Origin of the sequence: Chryseobacterium sp. BLS98 (genome assembly GCF_001045445.1) — a bacterium.
Taxonomy (GTDB): Bacteria; Bacteroidota; Bacteroidia; order Flavobacteriales; family Weeksellaceae; genus Chryseobacterium.
Genome location: NZ_LFNF01000001.1, coordinates 98050 through 113112 on the forward strand (window position 1 = coordinate 98050; position 15063 = coordinate 113112).

The following is a 15063-nucleotide window of genomic DNA, read 5'->3' on the forward strand; positions in this document are numbered from 1 at the left end:
CTAGAAACAACAACACATGCGCATGTGAGTATGGCATGAAAACAGGTCAGAATAACGAAGTGGCACTTCATGATCTGAGAAACGAAATTTTAAATGGGTCTTGTGGTTTCCCTTGTCTTTAAACATTGATTTTATTTTTAAAACAAAAATGTCAAGATGGGAAGAAAATAGAGAATAAACATTTTTTCCGGGCATACCGGCTTATCTATTTCAGCACCTTGCTTGTTTTTGCAGGTTGCTATCCCATCTATGAGATTCTTGATAATTACTTGGCAAAGATATAATTATTCCGGAAATAAAAAAATAAATGCCCAAAATTTTAACTTTTCGCAAATTTCACCGTAACAAATGAGCTTTTTTTACGTCTAACTGAATAGTAGTAAAAAACATTATGAAAAAAACTATATTCACGCTGTCTTTGCTGGCGTCTTTTTTTGCCTATTCACAGGAAAAAACCAATACCAGCCCAGACAAGGAGAAACAGATTGAAGGCGTAGTCATTACCAAAACTAAAAAAGCCGTTGAACAGAAAGCAGACCGTACTATTTTTGACTTTTCTGAACAGCCGCAGCTGAATAACGGGAATGTTCTGGAGGGTATCAAAAAGCTTCCGGGACTGGTTTCCACCGATATCGCCGGAATGATGTACCAGGGAAAAATCCTGGATGTTTACTTGAACGGAAGACCTTTAAACATTACTTCAAACGAACTGAATTCTTTTCTTGAAGGGATGCCAGCCAACTCGGTAGACAGAATAGAAGTGATCACCCAGCCGGGAGCAGAATATCCGGCTACCTCAGGAGGTGCCATCATGAATATTATTACAAATAAGAATGCCAATAAGTATTTAACCGCAACCTATTCGGGAAATTACTCGTTTTCCAATTACGACAAATTCAGGAGCAGAACCACTAATTCCTTAAATCTGAATGCAAGAAATAAACTTTTCGGATGGCAGCTGAATGTAGGCCAGAATTATCGCGAAAGTATGCTGAATGGTGATCAGGATGTGCTGCTGCATAACAATACAGACAGAATAGGACGCGGATATTTTGCAAAATCAGGATTGACTTTTGACCTTGGACAGGACAGATTATTGCTGAACTACGATATTTACCACAACAATAATGACAACTATACTGCCAGCAGAGGCCTTGCCGACATTCCCGTAAGCTTAAATCCTATCCAGTACCGGGAAGCCGATTATGAAGCATCTGATGTTGCTCACACCAATAACCTGAGGCAAGAAGCAGTTGTAACATATCAAAAGCGTTTCAGTGACAAATCTCAAAAACTGGATTTCCAGTTCGGATATACCAAAGCCACTTCTAAATTCTCCCAGGACAATTTCTTCCAGAGAGGCTTTTATACAGATATCTGGCAGCCTTTCCTGAATGTAGGCGGAGAAAATGTGCTTGACAATAAGTCGGATATGCGGGTAGCCAACTTCAAGATAGATTATTCGCAGCCGATCAAACTTCTGGACGGTGGAAAAGTAAGTTTAGGTGGTTTGTATGAAAGACAGGATTATGACACGGAAAGTAAAGGCCTTACCAATCTTGAGTATCATAGGCAGACAGCTTCCACCTACCTTGAATTCCAGGCAAAACTGAAAAAGTTTGATTTCACCTTAGGGGCAAGAGCAGAAAACTATGATATTTACGGGATCACAAGAATTATAAAGGATAATGCTGTTATAGAAAGAGATTTAACCACTTTTAATAAGTTCAAGCTTTTCCCGAATGCAAGCGTACAGTATAGCCTGATGAATCAGGTGTATGTTGCAGCGAATTACAATAAAAAGATCACACTGCCAAGCATTTCTGCCCTGAACCCGAATAATGTCATCTTTGCCAGCCCGAATACGGAAGTTACCGGTAATCCGGATCTTCAGCCAACGATTTTTGATAATTATGAATTGAAAATTTCGGCATTCGATTATGCTTTTATCGGATACAATGTAAGTTCTGCCAAAGATCAGGTAGCGCAGATCATCATGAAAAACGGCAAGAACCTTTACAATAAGCAGGTGAATATCTCGAATATGAAAATTCACAATTTTAATGTAGGGCTTCCTATCCCTTTTATGATTTTCAGCAAGCCGATGAGTGAGATCATGAAATTTAATTTTAATCCTGACAAGATTAATTTCATGTATCTGTATGCTGGTTACCAGAAGCATGATATTGATAATTTAAACAACAAAGGCTTCTGGATCTTTAATATCATGACCCAGTTGCTTCTGCCGAAAGATATCAAGCTGACGGCCAATTACAGTTATTTGACGCCAAAAGCCGGGTATTTCTATTTCACAGCAGATAAACCGTTTAATAATAACCTGGATATTACGTTGACGAAAAAATTCATGAACAACCGCCTTACCCTTTCTGTTTTCGCGAACGATATTTTCAACGGACAGGTGATGCAGGTGTATTCCAACCCGCCTGAAGGACAGCCTGTAATGATCAGAAGTAAGTATGATACGAGAAACTTTGGAATTTCTATCAATTATAAAATTCCTACGAAGAATAAACTGGCCAAGGAAGATCCAAACATCCTGAACCAGACTAAGAAGGAGGACAGCGGCGTTATGCAGCAGGCACAGTAATTTTTTAGAATCAAAAATCATAAAATAAGGCAGTAAAGAAATTTTACTGCCTTATTTATTTAAAAACAATATAATTTAAAAATCTATAGTCTGGAATCTCCAGTCCAGGGTATCAATAAGGGTTAGCTGGTTTGCTTGTACAGGAAGTTTTGTGATGATCTTTAAAACCTGTAGAGCCATCATGCTTCCTACAATGCCCGGCAGTGCTCCCAAAACCCCTAAGCTGTCACAATCCGGGACATCTTCATCGGAAGGCGGTTCGGGGAAAAGGTCCCTGAGGTTTTTACTTCCTTTATAATTAAAAATAGCAACCTGTCCTGAAAAACCAAGTATACTTCCGTAGATCAGTGGTTTTCCTATATTCACACAGGTGTCGTTGATTAAATATCTGGCTGTAAAGTTATCAGACCCGTCTACAATAATATCGTACTTCGAAAGGATTTCTTCTGCATTGGAATGGGTAATTTTTTCGTCAATTCCCGTAAAATTCACCTGACGGTTGAGGTTTTTTACAAAAAGTTCCGCGCTTTTTACTTTTGAGATTCCCACTGTATTTTCAGTGTGAATAATCTGGCGGTTGAGATTGTGAAGTTCAACCTCATCAAAATCGGCAACGCCCAAATTCCCAACGCCTGCAGCCGCAAGGTATTGGATAACCGGACTTCCCAGGCCTCCTGCTCCGATCACAAGAACTTTGGAATTTATGATTTTCCGCTGGCCTTCCAAACCAATTTCCTCAATAAAAATCTGCCTGCTGTATCTTGCAAAAATATCTTTGCTCATCTTGTAATTTTTTAACCATTAAGATTTTTTAAGATGTTAAGAGGATTAAGGTGAGCTTTGCTTTAAGATTTAAAATCTATTGATTTTTCTTAACTAACCTTAATAACTTCAACTTTCTTAATGGTTTTAATTTTTAAATTCCGCTATAGGCTGAGTCCCAATCTTTCATCACCGGATCATAGCCTGCCTTTCTGATGATATTCTTCACTTCTTCCATGCTGCGTTCGTCACTGGTTTCAAACTGTTCCAGAGATTCAATATCTACAGCATAACCACCTGGATTTGTTTTGGAAGCCGCACTCATCGTTGTGGCACCCAATGATATGATATGGTCTCTGAATTTTTCATTTTCCCTGGTAGAAATTGAGATTTCGAGATCTTCATTCCAGATTCTGTAAGCACAGATCAATTGAAGAAGGTCTTTGTCTTCCATAATAAAATTAGGCTCAATGATTCCTTCTGCCGGCCTCAGCCGTGGAAAGGAAACTGAAAATTTGCTTTTCCAGTATTGCTTTTGAAGATAATCGATGTGAAGGGCATTAAAGAAACTGTCTACGCGCCAGTCTTCAAGTCCCAGCAAAACACCCAATCCTATTTTATGAATTCCGGCCCTTCCTATTCTGTCCGGGGTATCCAGTCTGAAATGGAAGTTTGATTTTTTTCCTTTTGGATGATATTCTTTATAAACTTCCTGATGATAGGTTTCCTGGTAAACCAAAACAGAATAAACCCCTTCCTGATGCAGTTGCAGATATTCTTCTTCGGATAAGGGCTGTACTTCGATTGAAATATTGGCAAAATGAGGTCTCAGCAGGCGGACAGCATTTAAAAAGTAAGAAATTCCCACTGTTTTATGGGCTTCTCCGCTCACCAAAAGTACATGATTGACTCCCATTGATTTTAAAACCGAAGCTTCAATCATCAGCTCTGTATCAGAAAGAGTTTTCCTTTTCACATTATTATCGAGACTGAAGCCGCAGTAGGTACAGATATTCTGGCATTCATTGCTGAGATACATCGGTGCATACAGCTGGATGGTTTTCCCAAAGCGTTTCTGGGTAAGCTGGCGGGCCATTTTGGCCATCAGTTCAAGTTCTTTTGCTGCGGCAGGGGAAATCAGGTTCAGGAAGTCGTCCAGGGTTTTATGTTTTTTCTGAAGACTGTTCAGCACTTCGGAGTGGGTCACTTTCTCCAGCCGGGTTTTTATATCTTCCCAATGATAGCGTTCAAAAATATCTTTAAAGCCGTTCATTACTTCTGTTTTATGATTCAAATAAAAAGGAGGTCAAAGGGCTTGATGCTTCGGCATGATCGGCAATTGCGCCCAAACCGGATTCATATGCTCTTCTTCCTGCAATAACTCCTTCTTTAAAGGCTAAAGCCATATTCACAGGATTGTGTGCTACGGCAATGGCGGTATTAACCAGTACAGCATCTGCTCCCATTTCCATCGCTTTTGCAGCGTCTGAAGGTGCCCCTATTCCGGCATCCACCACTACGGGAACTTTACTTTGGCTGATAATAATTTCCAGGAAGTCCAGAGTTCTTAAGCCTTTATTGGTTCCAATCGGTGCTCCCAAAGGCATTACAACAGCGGTTCCGGCATCTTCAAGGCGCTTGCACAGAACAGGATCGGCATGGATGTATGGCATCACAATAAATCCGAGTTTGGCTAATTCTTCCGTTGCATATAAAGTTTCAATAGGGTCCGGAAGAAGGTATTTCGGATCGGGATGAATCTCGAGCTTGACCCAGTTTGTTTCCAGGGCTTCTCTCGCAAGCTGCGCTGCCAATACAGCTTCTTTGGCTGTTCTTGCTCCTGAAGTATTGGGCAAAAGATGAACTTTTGCGGGTTTTATGGCTTCCAGCAAACCATCTTCCGAAGATCCCGAATCTATTCTTTTTAAGGCCATGGTCACCATTTCACTTCCTGAAGCGATAATGGAATCGGTCATTTCTGAAAGGCTTCCGAATTTTCCCGTTCCTAAAAATAATCTGGATTCAAAAATCCGGTCTGCTATTATTAATTTCTGATTATTCATATCATTGCTTTTTTAAATTCACTGATGACAGCCGGGCGGCTGGTAATTTCTCCCGAAACCGCAGCTCCATATATTCCAATTTGCCGAAGAAGTTCAATATCCTCAAGTACAACGCCTCCTATTGCGTATATTTTTGGAATGTCTATTGATTGTGCTTTTAAACTTCCAATGATATCTCGATAGCCCTCAAAACCCAAAATCGGGCTCAGCTGCTCCTTGGTGGAAGTGAATCTCAAAGGCCCTAAACCAATATAATCACAGGGTTCATTTATTCTTTGCAGGACATCTGAAATGGTATTAGCTGTTCCTCCGATGATTTTATGGTTCCCCAGAATGAGTCTCGTCGTTTCAATGGATGTATCTTTTAATCCTAAATGAACTCCGTCCGCATCCATATCTTTTGCCATCTGTACATGATCATTAATAATGCAAACGGCCTGATATTCTGAGCAAAGCTGCTTTGAAATTTCACAGAGGTGAAAAAATTCGGCTTCATCAGCATTTTTCCAACGGACCTGCACCCACTGTATGCCATGGTCCAAAGCTTTACGGATGTTATTTTCCTGCTCTTCTTTTGTCTGTCCCTGAGATATGTATTGTAATTTTTCCATGATTAAGTTGAATGAAAACCCAGTAAAGAAGGGTTACTTTTTAAAAATTTCTCTATGTATAATTTTCCTTTCCTGCAGGCTGCTTCAAGGTTTTCTCCTTTAGCAAGGTGAGCTGTAATGGCAGAAGAGAGCACACATCCTGAACCGTGTTTGGGATAAAAGCCGGAAGAATCTTTCTGACCTGGTTCCAGCGAGATTTCTTTTCCCCGGCAGATCAGGATATCCGTACCTGTTTTATCATTTCTATGACCTCCTTTAACCAGCACAGCACAGGAATTCCCTGATGTATTGAAAAGGTCATGTTGCTGTAAAACATTATACTCATTATAATTAGGTGTAATAAGGTCAATCTGCTTTAAAACATCTGTTAAAAGCGGTAAGCTTTCCAGGTCAAAAAAAGAAAACTCTGAAGTACTTTTTAATACCGGATCCCAAATGATCTTTATTTCTGCATGATGCGATCGTATTTTTTCTACAATCTTTTCCAGGAATAATGTATCTTTTACTATTCCGATTTTTACGGCTTCAACAGGGTAATCTTTCATCAAAATATCTATAGCCGTTATGATTTCGTCCAAAGGCCGCCACTCTATGCTTAAACACCGGGATTCCGTCTGAACAGTCATCGCCGTGCAAACGCCCAGTCCCATCACATCAAGCTGTTCAAATGTTTTTATATCAGCCAAAACACCTGCACCACCTGAAGGATCAAATCCCGCAATGCTCATCACAAAAGGACGTTCTGTCTGCATTTTTTAAATGTATTTAATGGCTGATTGCTATTCCAAACTGCGCCTAACAGTGCCGCCCCGTCTGCTCTGTTTTCGAACACTTTACAGATATTGTTTTCGTTAATTCCTCCCAACGCAATTAATTTTACTCTTTGGTTATTTCTATATTTCAGTTCTTCCATTAAAGATGAATCTTTCCCATAGCCTCTTTTAGAAATACTTGGAAAAACCGGACTGAAAAATGAATATTCCCATTCTTTTTCCAGCTCATTATACGTTTCCATATCGTGAACCGAAGTGGAAAGAATATTTTTCCCGGCATAAGACTTATAAATGCCGGCATTCCGGTCTGCTTCTCTGAAATGAAACCGGGAAATATGATGATCCTTCCCTAAATCATAATATCCGTGCAGTACCAATTGAGGATAAAATTCCTCATCAATACGGCACAGGAAATTTTTCATTTCTTCCCGGTTTATCTTAGGCTTTCTTATATGAAGCAGATTCAATCCTTCCCTAAACATTTGGTTGATGACCTCTGTCTCGTTTTGAACCATTGTTTCAGGAGTGATCACCAGGATCATATATAAATCTCTTTACCTTTTTCAATAAATTCCTGGGATTTATCCAGCATTCCTTTTTCTGCAGAATCGCGAATCTCCTGAGTGATTTTCATAGAGCAGAATTTCGGACCACACATAGAACAGAAATGGGCAATTTTAGCACCTTCTGCCGGAAGCGTTTCGTCATGATAAGCTCTGGCCGTATCCGGATCTAATGAAAGATTGAACTGGTCTTCCCAACGGAACTCAAACCTGGCCTTACTTAAAGCATTGTCCCTGTATTGTGCCCCGGGATGACCTTTTGCCAGATCTGCAGCATGGGCAGCTAATTTGTAAGTGATAACACCTACTTTTACATCTTCTTTGTTGGGAAGGCCCAAATGTTCTTTCGGGGTTACATAGCAAAGCATTGCACATCCGAACCAGCCGATCATTGCAGCTCCTATTCCGGAAGTAATATGGTCGTAGCCCGGTGCAATATCTGTTGTTAAAGGTCCTAAAGTGTAAAACGGTGCTTCCTGGCATACTTCCAGCTGCTTATCCATATTTTCCTTGATCATATGCATAGGTACGTGTCCGGGACCTTCAATCATCACCTGTACATTATGTTTCCATGCAATTTTCGTTAGCTCACCTAAAGTTTCCAGTTCTGCAAACTGTGCGGCATCATTGGCATCGGCAATAGATCCCGGACGTAGACCGTCTCCCAGAGAAAAGGCCACATCATATTTCTTCATGATTTCGCAGATTTCTTCGAAATGGGTGTACAGAAAGTTTTCTTTATGGTGATAAAGACACCATTTTGCCATGATAGAACCTCCTCTTGAAACTATTCCTGTTACTCTTTTAGCCGTAAGGTGAATGTATCTTAATAAAACTCCGGCATGAATAGTAAAATAGGATACACCCTGTTCTGCCTGTTCAATTAAGGTATCTTTAAAAACTTCCCAGGTAAGATCTTCCGGAACTCCTTTTACCTTTTCCAATGCCTGGTAAATAGGAACGGTACCAATAGGAACCGGACTATTCCTGATGATCCACTCTCTTGTTTCGTGGATATTTTTTCCTGTGGAAAGATCCATGATAGTATCTGCACCCCAACGGCATGCCCAAACTGCTTTTTCCACCTCTTCTTCGATACTGGATGAAACGGCACTGTTCCCGATATTGGCATTAATTTTAACCAGAAAATTACGTCCGATGATCATCGGTTCACTTTCCGGGTGGTTGATATTATTCGGAATGATCGCTCTTCCGGCAGCAATTTCATCCCTTACAAATTCCGGGGTGATTTTACTTTTGGGGGTATTGGCTCCAAAACTGTTTCCGGGATGTTGGCATGCCATTTCACTGGAAACGGATTCCAGCTGCTCAATCCTCTGGTTTTCCCTGATCGCTACATATTCCATTTCAGCAGTAACGATTCCCTGTTTTGCGTAATAGAGCTGGGTAAGTTCGAAACCTTTTTTTGCTACTTTCGGTTTGTGATCGTAGGCAAAACGCAGGTCATCAAGACGTGAATCTGCGAGGCGGGCTTTCCCGTATTCTGAGGTGATTCCGTTCAGAATATCCACATCTTTTCTGTCCAGGATCCATTGCTCCCTGATTCTCGGGAGTCCTTTCATGATGTCAATGGATGCATTTTCATCCGTGTAGGGGCCCGAAGTATCATAAATGGTTACCGGAGGATTATCTTCCAAAGTTCCATTGCTAAGCTTAGTAGGACTGAGATAAATCTCACGCATTGCTACGCTGACAGGATGTATTTTTCCTTCAACGTAAATTTTCCTGGCGTTCGGAAATGGCGAACAGGTGATTGAATGAGCCATAAGTTTTTGTTTTATTAGTAAGAATTATCCACCCTGAGTGGCCGTAATGATTAAAACTGAATCTTTGTCTTTAAGGAGAGTTTCTGCCCAGGCGGACAGTGGAATAATACGATTGTTGAGAGCTACAGCAATGCCTTTTTTCTTTCCGGGTATTTCCATAGCCATCAGTGCTTCCAGATTGTCCGGAAGTACTTCAAATGTTTTCGTTGTGTGGTTGATTGTAAGTTCCATTCCTAATTTTTTATATACTTTAGGAATGGCTCTTATTGTACAATAGAATGTACAGCAAAAGTCATTTACTTTTCCCTACGCTGGTATAATCCAGATCAGGTTCAAAGGGTAAAGTCTCAGTCTGTATGTCTACAGACACCCCTAAAGTTGTGACGAAGTTAGACATTTTTTCAGAATGGGCAAAATTAAGTTTCAAAAAAACAAGGGCCCGGAGTTGTTATCAAAATTTATATAAAAAATCCTGCAAAAAATTGCAGGATCATTTTATTCTTCACAAGCTCTCCATATCGCATCATTCTGCGGGACCGGGGCTATAATTTCAATATTTTCTTTAGTGACGGGATGAATAAATTCCAGTTTCCGTGCATGAAGATTGATTCCTCCATCCGGATTGGAGCGGGGAGCTCCGTATTTCAGGTCTCCTTTTATCGGAATCCCGGTCTTGGACAGTTGGGCGCGGATCTGGTGATGTCTTCCGGTTTCAAGATCAATTTCAAGAAGCATATAATTATCAAGTGTTTTAATCACATGGTAAGTCAGGATGGCTTCTTTTGCCCCTTCTGTTGCTTTAGGAAAAACAATGGCCTTATTATTCTTTTCATTCTTTTTCAGGTAATGAACAAGCCTCTGGCTCTGGGGGATCATTTCTTTTCCCACAACTGCCCAGTACGTTTTCTTAACCTCCCTGTTCTTTACCATCTGTGTAAGACGGGAAAGTGCTTTGGAAGTTTTGGCATAAATAACCAGCCCTGAAGTAGGCCGGTCTATACGGTGAACCAAACCGAGAAAAACATTTCCGGGCTTGGCATCTCTTTTTTTTATAAAATTTTTAATGGACTCCAGCAAAGATTCATCACCGGTTTTATCGCCCTGAACAAGCTGTCCTACTTTTTTGTTGACCACCAAAAGATGGTTGTCTTCATATACAATCTGTTCCTCCATACCTTATATACGCTTTGGCCTGCTGGTAAAAGAAAGTGCGATTCCGCCAAGCAAACCGATTGTTTTAAGAATCGAAAGCTTAGAATCCTCCGGTAAAGTTGCCCCGACTATACAGAGCAATGCCGCCGCGTACATCGCGTATGTGAAATTTTTATTGGTCAGTAAAGGGGCCTGAACAAAAAAGCTGGCTCCTATCAAATAATAAAAAACTTTTCTTGACAGAATAATATTAATTTCCGGAGAAAACAGATTAAACCAGCCCGCAGCAAGACAAACTAGTGCTGCAATTGATAAAATCCCCTGAATAGTCTGTTGATTCTGCATTAATTAATAGCTTTCATTTTCATTAGGGAACTCCACACTTTTTACATCTTTTACGTATTGGGCAACAGCTCCTGTAATTTCTGTGTAAAGATCAAGGTATCTTCTTAAAAATTTCGGGCTGAAACCTTTGTTCATTCCAACCATGTCGTGATATACAAGGACCTGTCCGTCACAATCAGGGCCTGCTCCAATTCCGATAGTGGGAATAGAAATACTCTCGGATACTTTTTTAGCCAAGTCAGCAGGAATTTTCTCCAGAACAACTGCAAAACAGCCCAATTCTTCTAAAAGCTGAGCATCAGAAATTAATTTCTCAGCTTCCGCTTCATCTTTGGCTCTTACTTTATAAGTTCCGAATTTATAGATCGACTGTGGAGTCAATCCTAAATGTCCCATAACCGGAATTCCTGCGTTGATGATTTTTTTAATAGATTTAGAAATCTCTTTTCCTCCTTCAATTTTTACAGCATGTGCTCCTCCTTCCTTCATCATTCTCACTGCAGACTCCAATGCTTTTTCAGGATTACTCTGATAAGTTCCGAAAGGAAGGTCTGCTACTACAAGAGCTCTGTCAGTTCCTCTAACCACACTTTGAGAATGGTAAATCATCTGGTCTAATGTGATGGGCAACGTAGTTTCAAAGCCGGCCATAACATTTGCAGCAGAATCTCCGATCAAAATGGCATCAACTCCTCCTGCATCCACCATCTTGGCAGTGGTAAAATCGTATGCAGTAAGCATTGTTATTTTTTCCTTGTCGAATTTCATTTTGCGCAAGGTTTCAGTCGTAACTTTTTTAATTTCAGAGTGAACAGACATAATTTATCTATTTTTTAAAAGTTAAAAAGTCGGCTTTCGCCGACTTAAATTTTGTATGATTGTTATAAAACTACGTGACCTAGTTTCATCAATTTGTCGTGGTTTAGAATTTTGATGTTTCTTCCGTCCACTTCTATCAGACTATCCTGTTTGAATTCGGAGATCAAACGGATGGCACTCTCGGTGGCGGTACCAATAATGTTGGCAATTTCTTCCCTGGTGAGCGAAATTTTGATAAAGCCTTCAGGATCTACCCCTAATTTCTGTTCCAGTAGAATCAGGATTTCCGCCAGTCTTTCCCTTACTGTTTTCTGGGCAAGGAAAGTAATGGTATTGGATGATTCTCCTAATTCGTAAGAGATCTTCTGAAGCATGGCAAAAGAAAGCTGCGGATCTACTTCCAGAAGGTACATGAAAACATCTGCCGGAAGGAAAATGCATTCAATGTCTGTCATAGCCTCAGCCTTTGCCTGGAAATTTTCCCCGCAAAGTAATGAACGATAGCCGATAATATCCCCCTCTTTGATAAATCTTAGGATCTGGTCTTTTCCAAAAGCTCCGGACTTTGAAAGCTTGGCGGCTCCTTTTTCTAAAACGTATACTCCTTTTGGCGTTTCCCCGTCTTCGAAAATGGTGTCGTGCTTTTGAAAACTTAATTTTTTCTTACTGCTAATATATTTTTCAAAATCAGTGCTAGAAAGTCTTTCCTTAAATGATTTATCATTAAAAACTCTGGCGAACCTCTCTTCAATTGCAATCTGTTGTTCCTGCGACATTTTATATGACATTTATCACAAAAATAGAACATTTTAACGCGATAAACAAAAAAATTTGTTATAATTTTGTAGTTCAATATTTTATGGTGGTGAGCGAGAACTGTTTTCATTGTGGTCAAGGTATAGAAAAGGAGCGAATTTTATTCGATGAAAAGACTTTCTGTTGCAACGGCTGCAAGTCTGTTTACGAAATTCTGAATATCAATAATTTAACTAATTTCTACGAACTTAACAAAAGAGCAGGAATTCGTCCTGATGAGAGCTCTTCCCAATTTGAATATCTTGACACCCCTGAAATCTTCGAAAAAATTACTGATTTCTCGGAAGGAAAGACCAGCCTTGTTACTTTTAAAATCCCTGTAATTCACTGTTCTTCATGTATCTGGCTTATGGAAAGCCTTCACACCCTGAACGAGCACATCAATTATTCACAGGTCAATTTCACCAGAAAGACTTTACAGATTTCATTCAATCATAACGATCTTAAATTAAGTGAACTAGCTAATTTCTTAACCAATCTGGGTTATAAACCTGTTATCAGCCTTGAAACAGCCGATAAAAATGTAGATCACCTCGATAAATCCCTTCTCATCAAATTTGCCATTGCCGGGTTCGCATTCGGAAACGGGATGTTTCTTGCCTTCCCTGAATATGTAGGAGGTGAAGATTACTGGATGGAGCATTATAAGGGACTTTTCAGAACTTTGATGTTCCTTCTTGCATGCCCGGTGGTATTTTATTCTGCTTCAGATTATTATAAATCAGCATGGTACGGGTTAAAAAATAAGATCGTTAATATTGATGTTCCTATTGTTCTGGGAATTTTAGTTCTTTTTGGGCGAAGTATTTATGAAGTGGTTACCGATTACGGACCTGGATATTTCGACACGTTATGCGGCCTGCTTTTCTTCATGCTGATGGGGAAAATTTTCCAGAAAAGAACGTACAGCGCATTATCTTATGACAGAGATTACAAATCATTCTACCCTATTGCAGTAACCAAGGTAGACTTTGAAGGAAAACAGGATAACATTCTTCTTTCGGAAATTAAAGTTGGAGATAGGATTTTGGTAAGAAACCAGGAAATTATTCCGGTGGATGCTATTTTGATCAATGGTGAAGGAAATATAGACAACAGCTTTATTACAGGAGAAAGTGAAAGCATCAGCAAACAGCCGGGTGACAAGATATTCGCAGGAGGAAAGCAAATCGGCTCTTCATTGGAACTGGAGGTCATCAAAGATGTTGACCAGAGCTACCTTACCCAGCTTTGGAACAAGGAAGCCTTTAAGAAACACGAAACAGGCCTTGACACGTTAACTAACAATGTCAGCAAATATTTCACATTCATTATTTTAGGCATTGCATTAGTTTCGGGGATTTACTGGGCTTTCATTGATCTGAAAATCATGTTCCAGGTTATTTCGGCTATTCTTATCATCGCCTGCCCTTGCGCCCTGGCACTGTCTGCACCGTTTACGTTCGGGCATATTATGAGAATACTGGGCCGTAATAAGTTTTATGTAAAAGATACTTTAACGATTGAGAAGATTGCAAAACTGGACACAATTGTCTTTGACAAAACGGGAACTATTACGCATAGAAAAAAATCGAATATCAGGTATGAAGGCCACGAGATAAATGAATTTGATGAACTGAATATCAAAACCTTATTAAAAAACTCCAACCACCCGCTTTCGAAATCTCTTTATGAATTCATAGAGGTCGCGGACAATTATTTCCCTGTTGAACATTTCCGGGAAATTTCCGGAAAAGGTTATGAGGCAAGCATACGGGGAAGCGTTTACAAGATCGGTTCCGCCCGTTACAATGATCAGGAGCCAAAAAATCTTGAAACAGCGGTTTACATCAGTAGAAATGGAGAATTTTTGGGCAAATTTATCTTTAAGAATGAATACCGTCCGAAATTAAAAGAACTGTTTACCAAGCTTACGAATTATAAAATATTCATCCTGAGCGGCGACAATTCTTCCGAAGAGAGCCAGCTTAAAGAACTTATCCCGAATTATAAAGGCATGGCATTTAACCAAAGCCCGGAAGACAAGCTTAATTACATCAAAGGTCTTCAGGATCAGAATATGAAAGTTGCCATGCTTGGTGACGGACTGAATGACGCGGGAGCTTTAAAACAAAGCAATGTGGGAATCGCTATTGCAGATGATACGAACAGCTTTACCCCTTCTTCTGACGTCATTATGAACGGGGACAAAGTGGTTACCCTGAATGATTACCTGAATGTATGTAAAGGCTCGATCACTATTGTAAAAATGACATTCATAATCAGTTTTCTATACAATATCGTCGGTTTAAGTTACGCAGTTACAGGCCATATGCATCCGCTCTTCGCAGCAATCCTCATGCCAATCAGCTCTATTACGGTAGTAACATTCACTACACTTTCCACCTGGATTCTGGGCCGGAAATATTTCAAAAAACAGGCGTAAACGCCCTTATTTAGACTGATTTTAAATTAGCTGAAATCGGCATTTATTGATGAATGTCATTATTTTTCACTAAATTTGAACCCCGAAAATAGGTTAATTTTGTTGTCCAATGGATATTCTATATTTAATGATCCTTTGCAGTGTTTCTTTAGCTGCGATTTTCTTGGTCGTATTTATAGTGTATGCCCGAAAAGGACAGTTTGAAGATGATGAATCTCCGGCTGTCAGAATCCTTTTTGATAATGGAGAAATCAAGGAAAAGGAGGAAAGCGGCGACAAAAATAAAGACGATAAAAAGATAGGAGAGAATAATAAAATTGAAGAAAAAAGTGAATAGTT

At 39.8% G+C, this 15063-nt stretch carries 15 protein-coding genes and 2 riboswitches; of the genes, 3 read left to right on the forward strand and 12 right to left on the reverse strand.

Translation table 11 applies throughout. The features are described from left to right. Positions 1-171: 171 nt before the first annotated feature. Positions 172-270: riboswitch (SAM-I-IV-variant riboswitch) on the reverse strand. Positions 271-391: 121 nt separating this feature from the next. Then, complete coding sequence (locus ACM40_RS00415; protein WP_048500909.1) at positions 392-2608, forward strand: outer membrane beta-barrel protein; 2217 nt, start codon at positions 392-394, stop codon at positions 2606-2608. 75 nt (positions 2609-2683) lie between these two features. Here ACM40_RS00415 and ACM40_RS00420 read toward each other — a convergent pair whose 3' ends face one another. The 12 genes from ACM40_RS00420 to ACM40_RS00475 form a co-directional block, all read right to left on the reverse strand. Beyond that, a complete protein-coding gene (locus ACM40_RS00420) occupies positions 2684-3391 on the reverse strand; it encodes a HesA/MoeB/ThiF family protein (protein WP_048500910.1) in 708 nt (235 codons plus the stop codon). 133 nt (positions 3392-3524) lie between these two features. Then, on the reverse strand, positions 3525-4643 hold the full coding sequence (gene thiH / locus ACM40_RS00425) for a 2-iminoacetate synthase ThiH (protein WP_048501669.1): 1119 nt from the start codon (positions 4641-4643) through the stop codon (positions 3525-3527). Between the two features lie 10 nt (positions 4644-4653). Next, positions 4654-5433 (reverse strand): thiazole synthase, encoded by a 780-nt coding sequence (locus ACM40_RS00430; protein ID WP_048500911.1) that lies wholly within the window; start codon positions 5431-5433, stop codon positions 4654-4656. Continuing rightward, positions 5430-6044 carry a thiamine phosphate synthase gene (locus tag ACM40_RS00435; protein ID WP_083996755.1) on the reverse strand — a complete coding sequence of 205 codons (615 nt, stop codon included), beginning with the start codon at positions 6042-6044 and terminating at the stop codon, positions 5430-5432. Before ACM40_RS00435 ends, ACM40_RS00430 begins: the two co-directional genes overlap by 4 nt. Before the next feature lie 2 nt (positions 6045-6046). Then, the gene (locus tag ACM40_RS00440; protein WP_083996756.1) at positions 6047-6796 is read right to left on the reverse strand and encodes a hydroxymethylpyrimidine/phosphomethylpyrimidine kinase; all 750 of its coding nucleotides are present in this window, start codon (positions 6794-6796) and stop codon (positions 6047-6049) included. After that, positions 6772-7359: a thiamine phosphate synthase gene (locus ACM40_RS00445; protein ID WP_048500914.1), complete on the reverse strand. Its 588-nt coding sequence runs from the start codon at positions 7357-7359 to the stop codon at positions 6772-6774. Before ACM40_RS00445 ends, ACM40_RS00440 begins: the two co-directional genes overlap by 25 nt. Beyond that, complete coding sequence (gene thiC / locus ACM40_RS00450) at positions 7356-9167, reverse strand: phosphomethylpyrimidine synthase ThiC (RefSeq protein WP_048500915.1); 1812 nt, start codon at positions 9165-9167, stop codon at positions 7356-7358. The genes ACM40_RS00445 and thiC overlap by 4 nt, the downstream gene beginning before the upstream one ends. Positions 9168-9191: 24 nt before the next feature. Next, positions 9192-9398, reverse strand: coding sequence for a sulfur carrier protein ThiS (gene thiS, locus ACM40_RS00455; protein ID WP_048500916.1), 207 nt, complete (start codon positions 9396-9398; stop codon positions 9192-9194). 55 nt (positions 9399-9453) lie between these two features. Next, positions 9454-9551, reverse strand: a riboswitch (TPP riboswitch). A 111-nt stretch (positions 9552-9662) separates the two neighbouring features. Continuing rightward, positions 9663-10340 carry an RluA family pseudouridine synthase gene (locus tag ACM40_RS00460; protein WP_048500917.1) on the reverse strand — a complete coding sequence of 226 codons (678 nt, stop codon included), beginning with the start codon at positions 10338-10340 and terminating at the stop codon, positions 9663-9665. Positions 10341-10343: 3 nt separating this feature from the next. Continuing rightward, a complete protein-coding gene (locus ACM40_RS00465; protein ID WP_048500918.1) occupies positions 10344-10664 on the reverse strand; it encodes a hypothetical protein in 321 nt (106 codons plus the stop codon). 3 nt (positions 10665-10667) lie between these two features. After that, the gene (gene panB, locus ACM40_RS00470; RefSeq protein WP_040999307.1) at positions 10668-11483 is read right to left on the reverse strand and encodes a 3-methyl-2-oxobutanoate hydroxymethyltransferase; all 816 of its coding nucleotides are present in this window, start codon (positions 11481-11483) and stop codon (positions 10668-10670) included. Between the two features lie 62 nt (positions 11484-11545). Further along, complete coding sequence (locus tag ACM40_RS00475; protein WP_048500919.1) at positions 11546-12259, reverse strand: Crp/Fnr family transcriptional regulator; 714 nt, start codon at positions 12257-12259, stop codon at positions 11546-11548. 89 nt (positions 12260-12348) lie between these two features. On the opposite strand from ACM40_RS00475, the gene ACM40_RS00480 reads away from it, so the two are divergent. Both ACM40_RS00480 and ccoS read left to right on the forward strand, forming a co-directional pair. Next, positions 12349-14724, forward strand: a complete 2376-nt coding sequence (locus tag ACM40_RS00480) for a heavy metal translocating P-type ATPase (RefSeq protein WP_048501670.1) — start codon at positions 12349-12351, stop codon at positions 14722-14724. Between the two features lie 109 nt (positions 14725-14833). Beyond that, positions 14834-15061, forward strand: a complete 228-nt coding sequence (gene ccoS / locus ACM40_RS00485) for a cbb3-type cytochrome oxidase assembly protein CcoS (protein ID WP_040999303.1) — start codon at positions 14834-14836, stop codon at positions 15059-15061. Positions 15062-15063 lie beyond the last annotated feature (2 nt).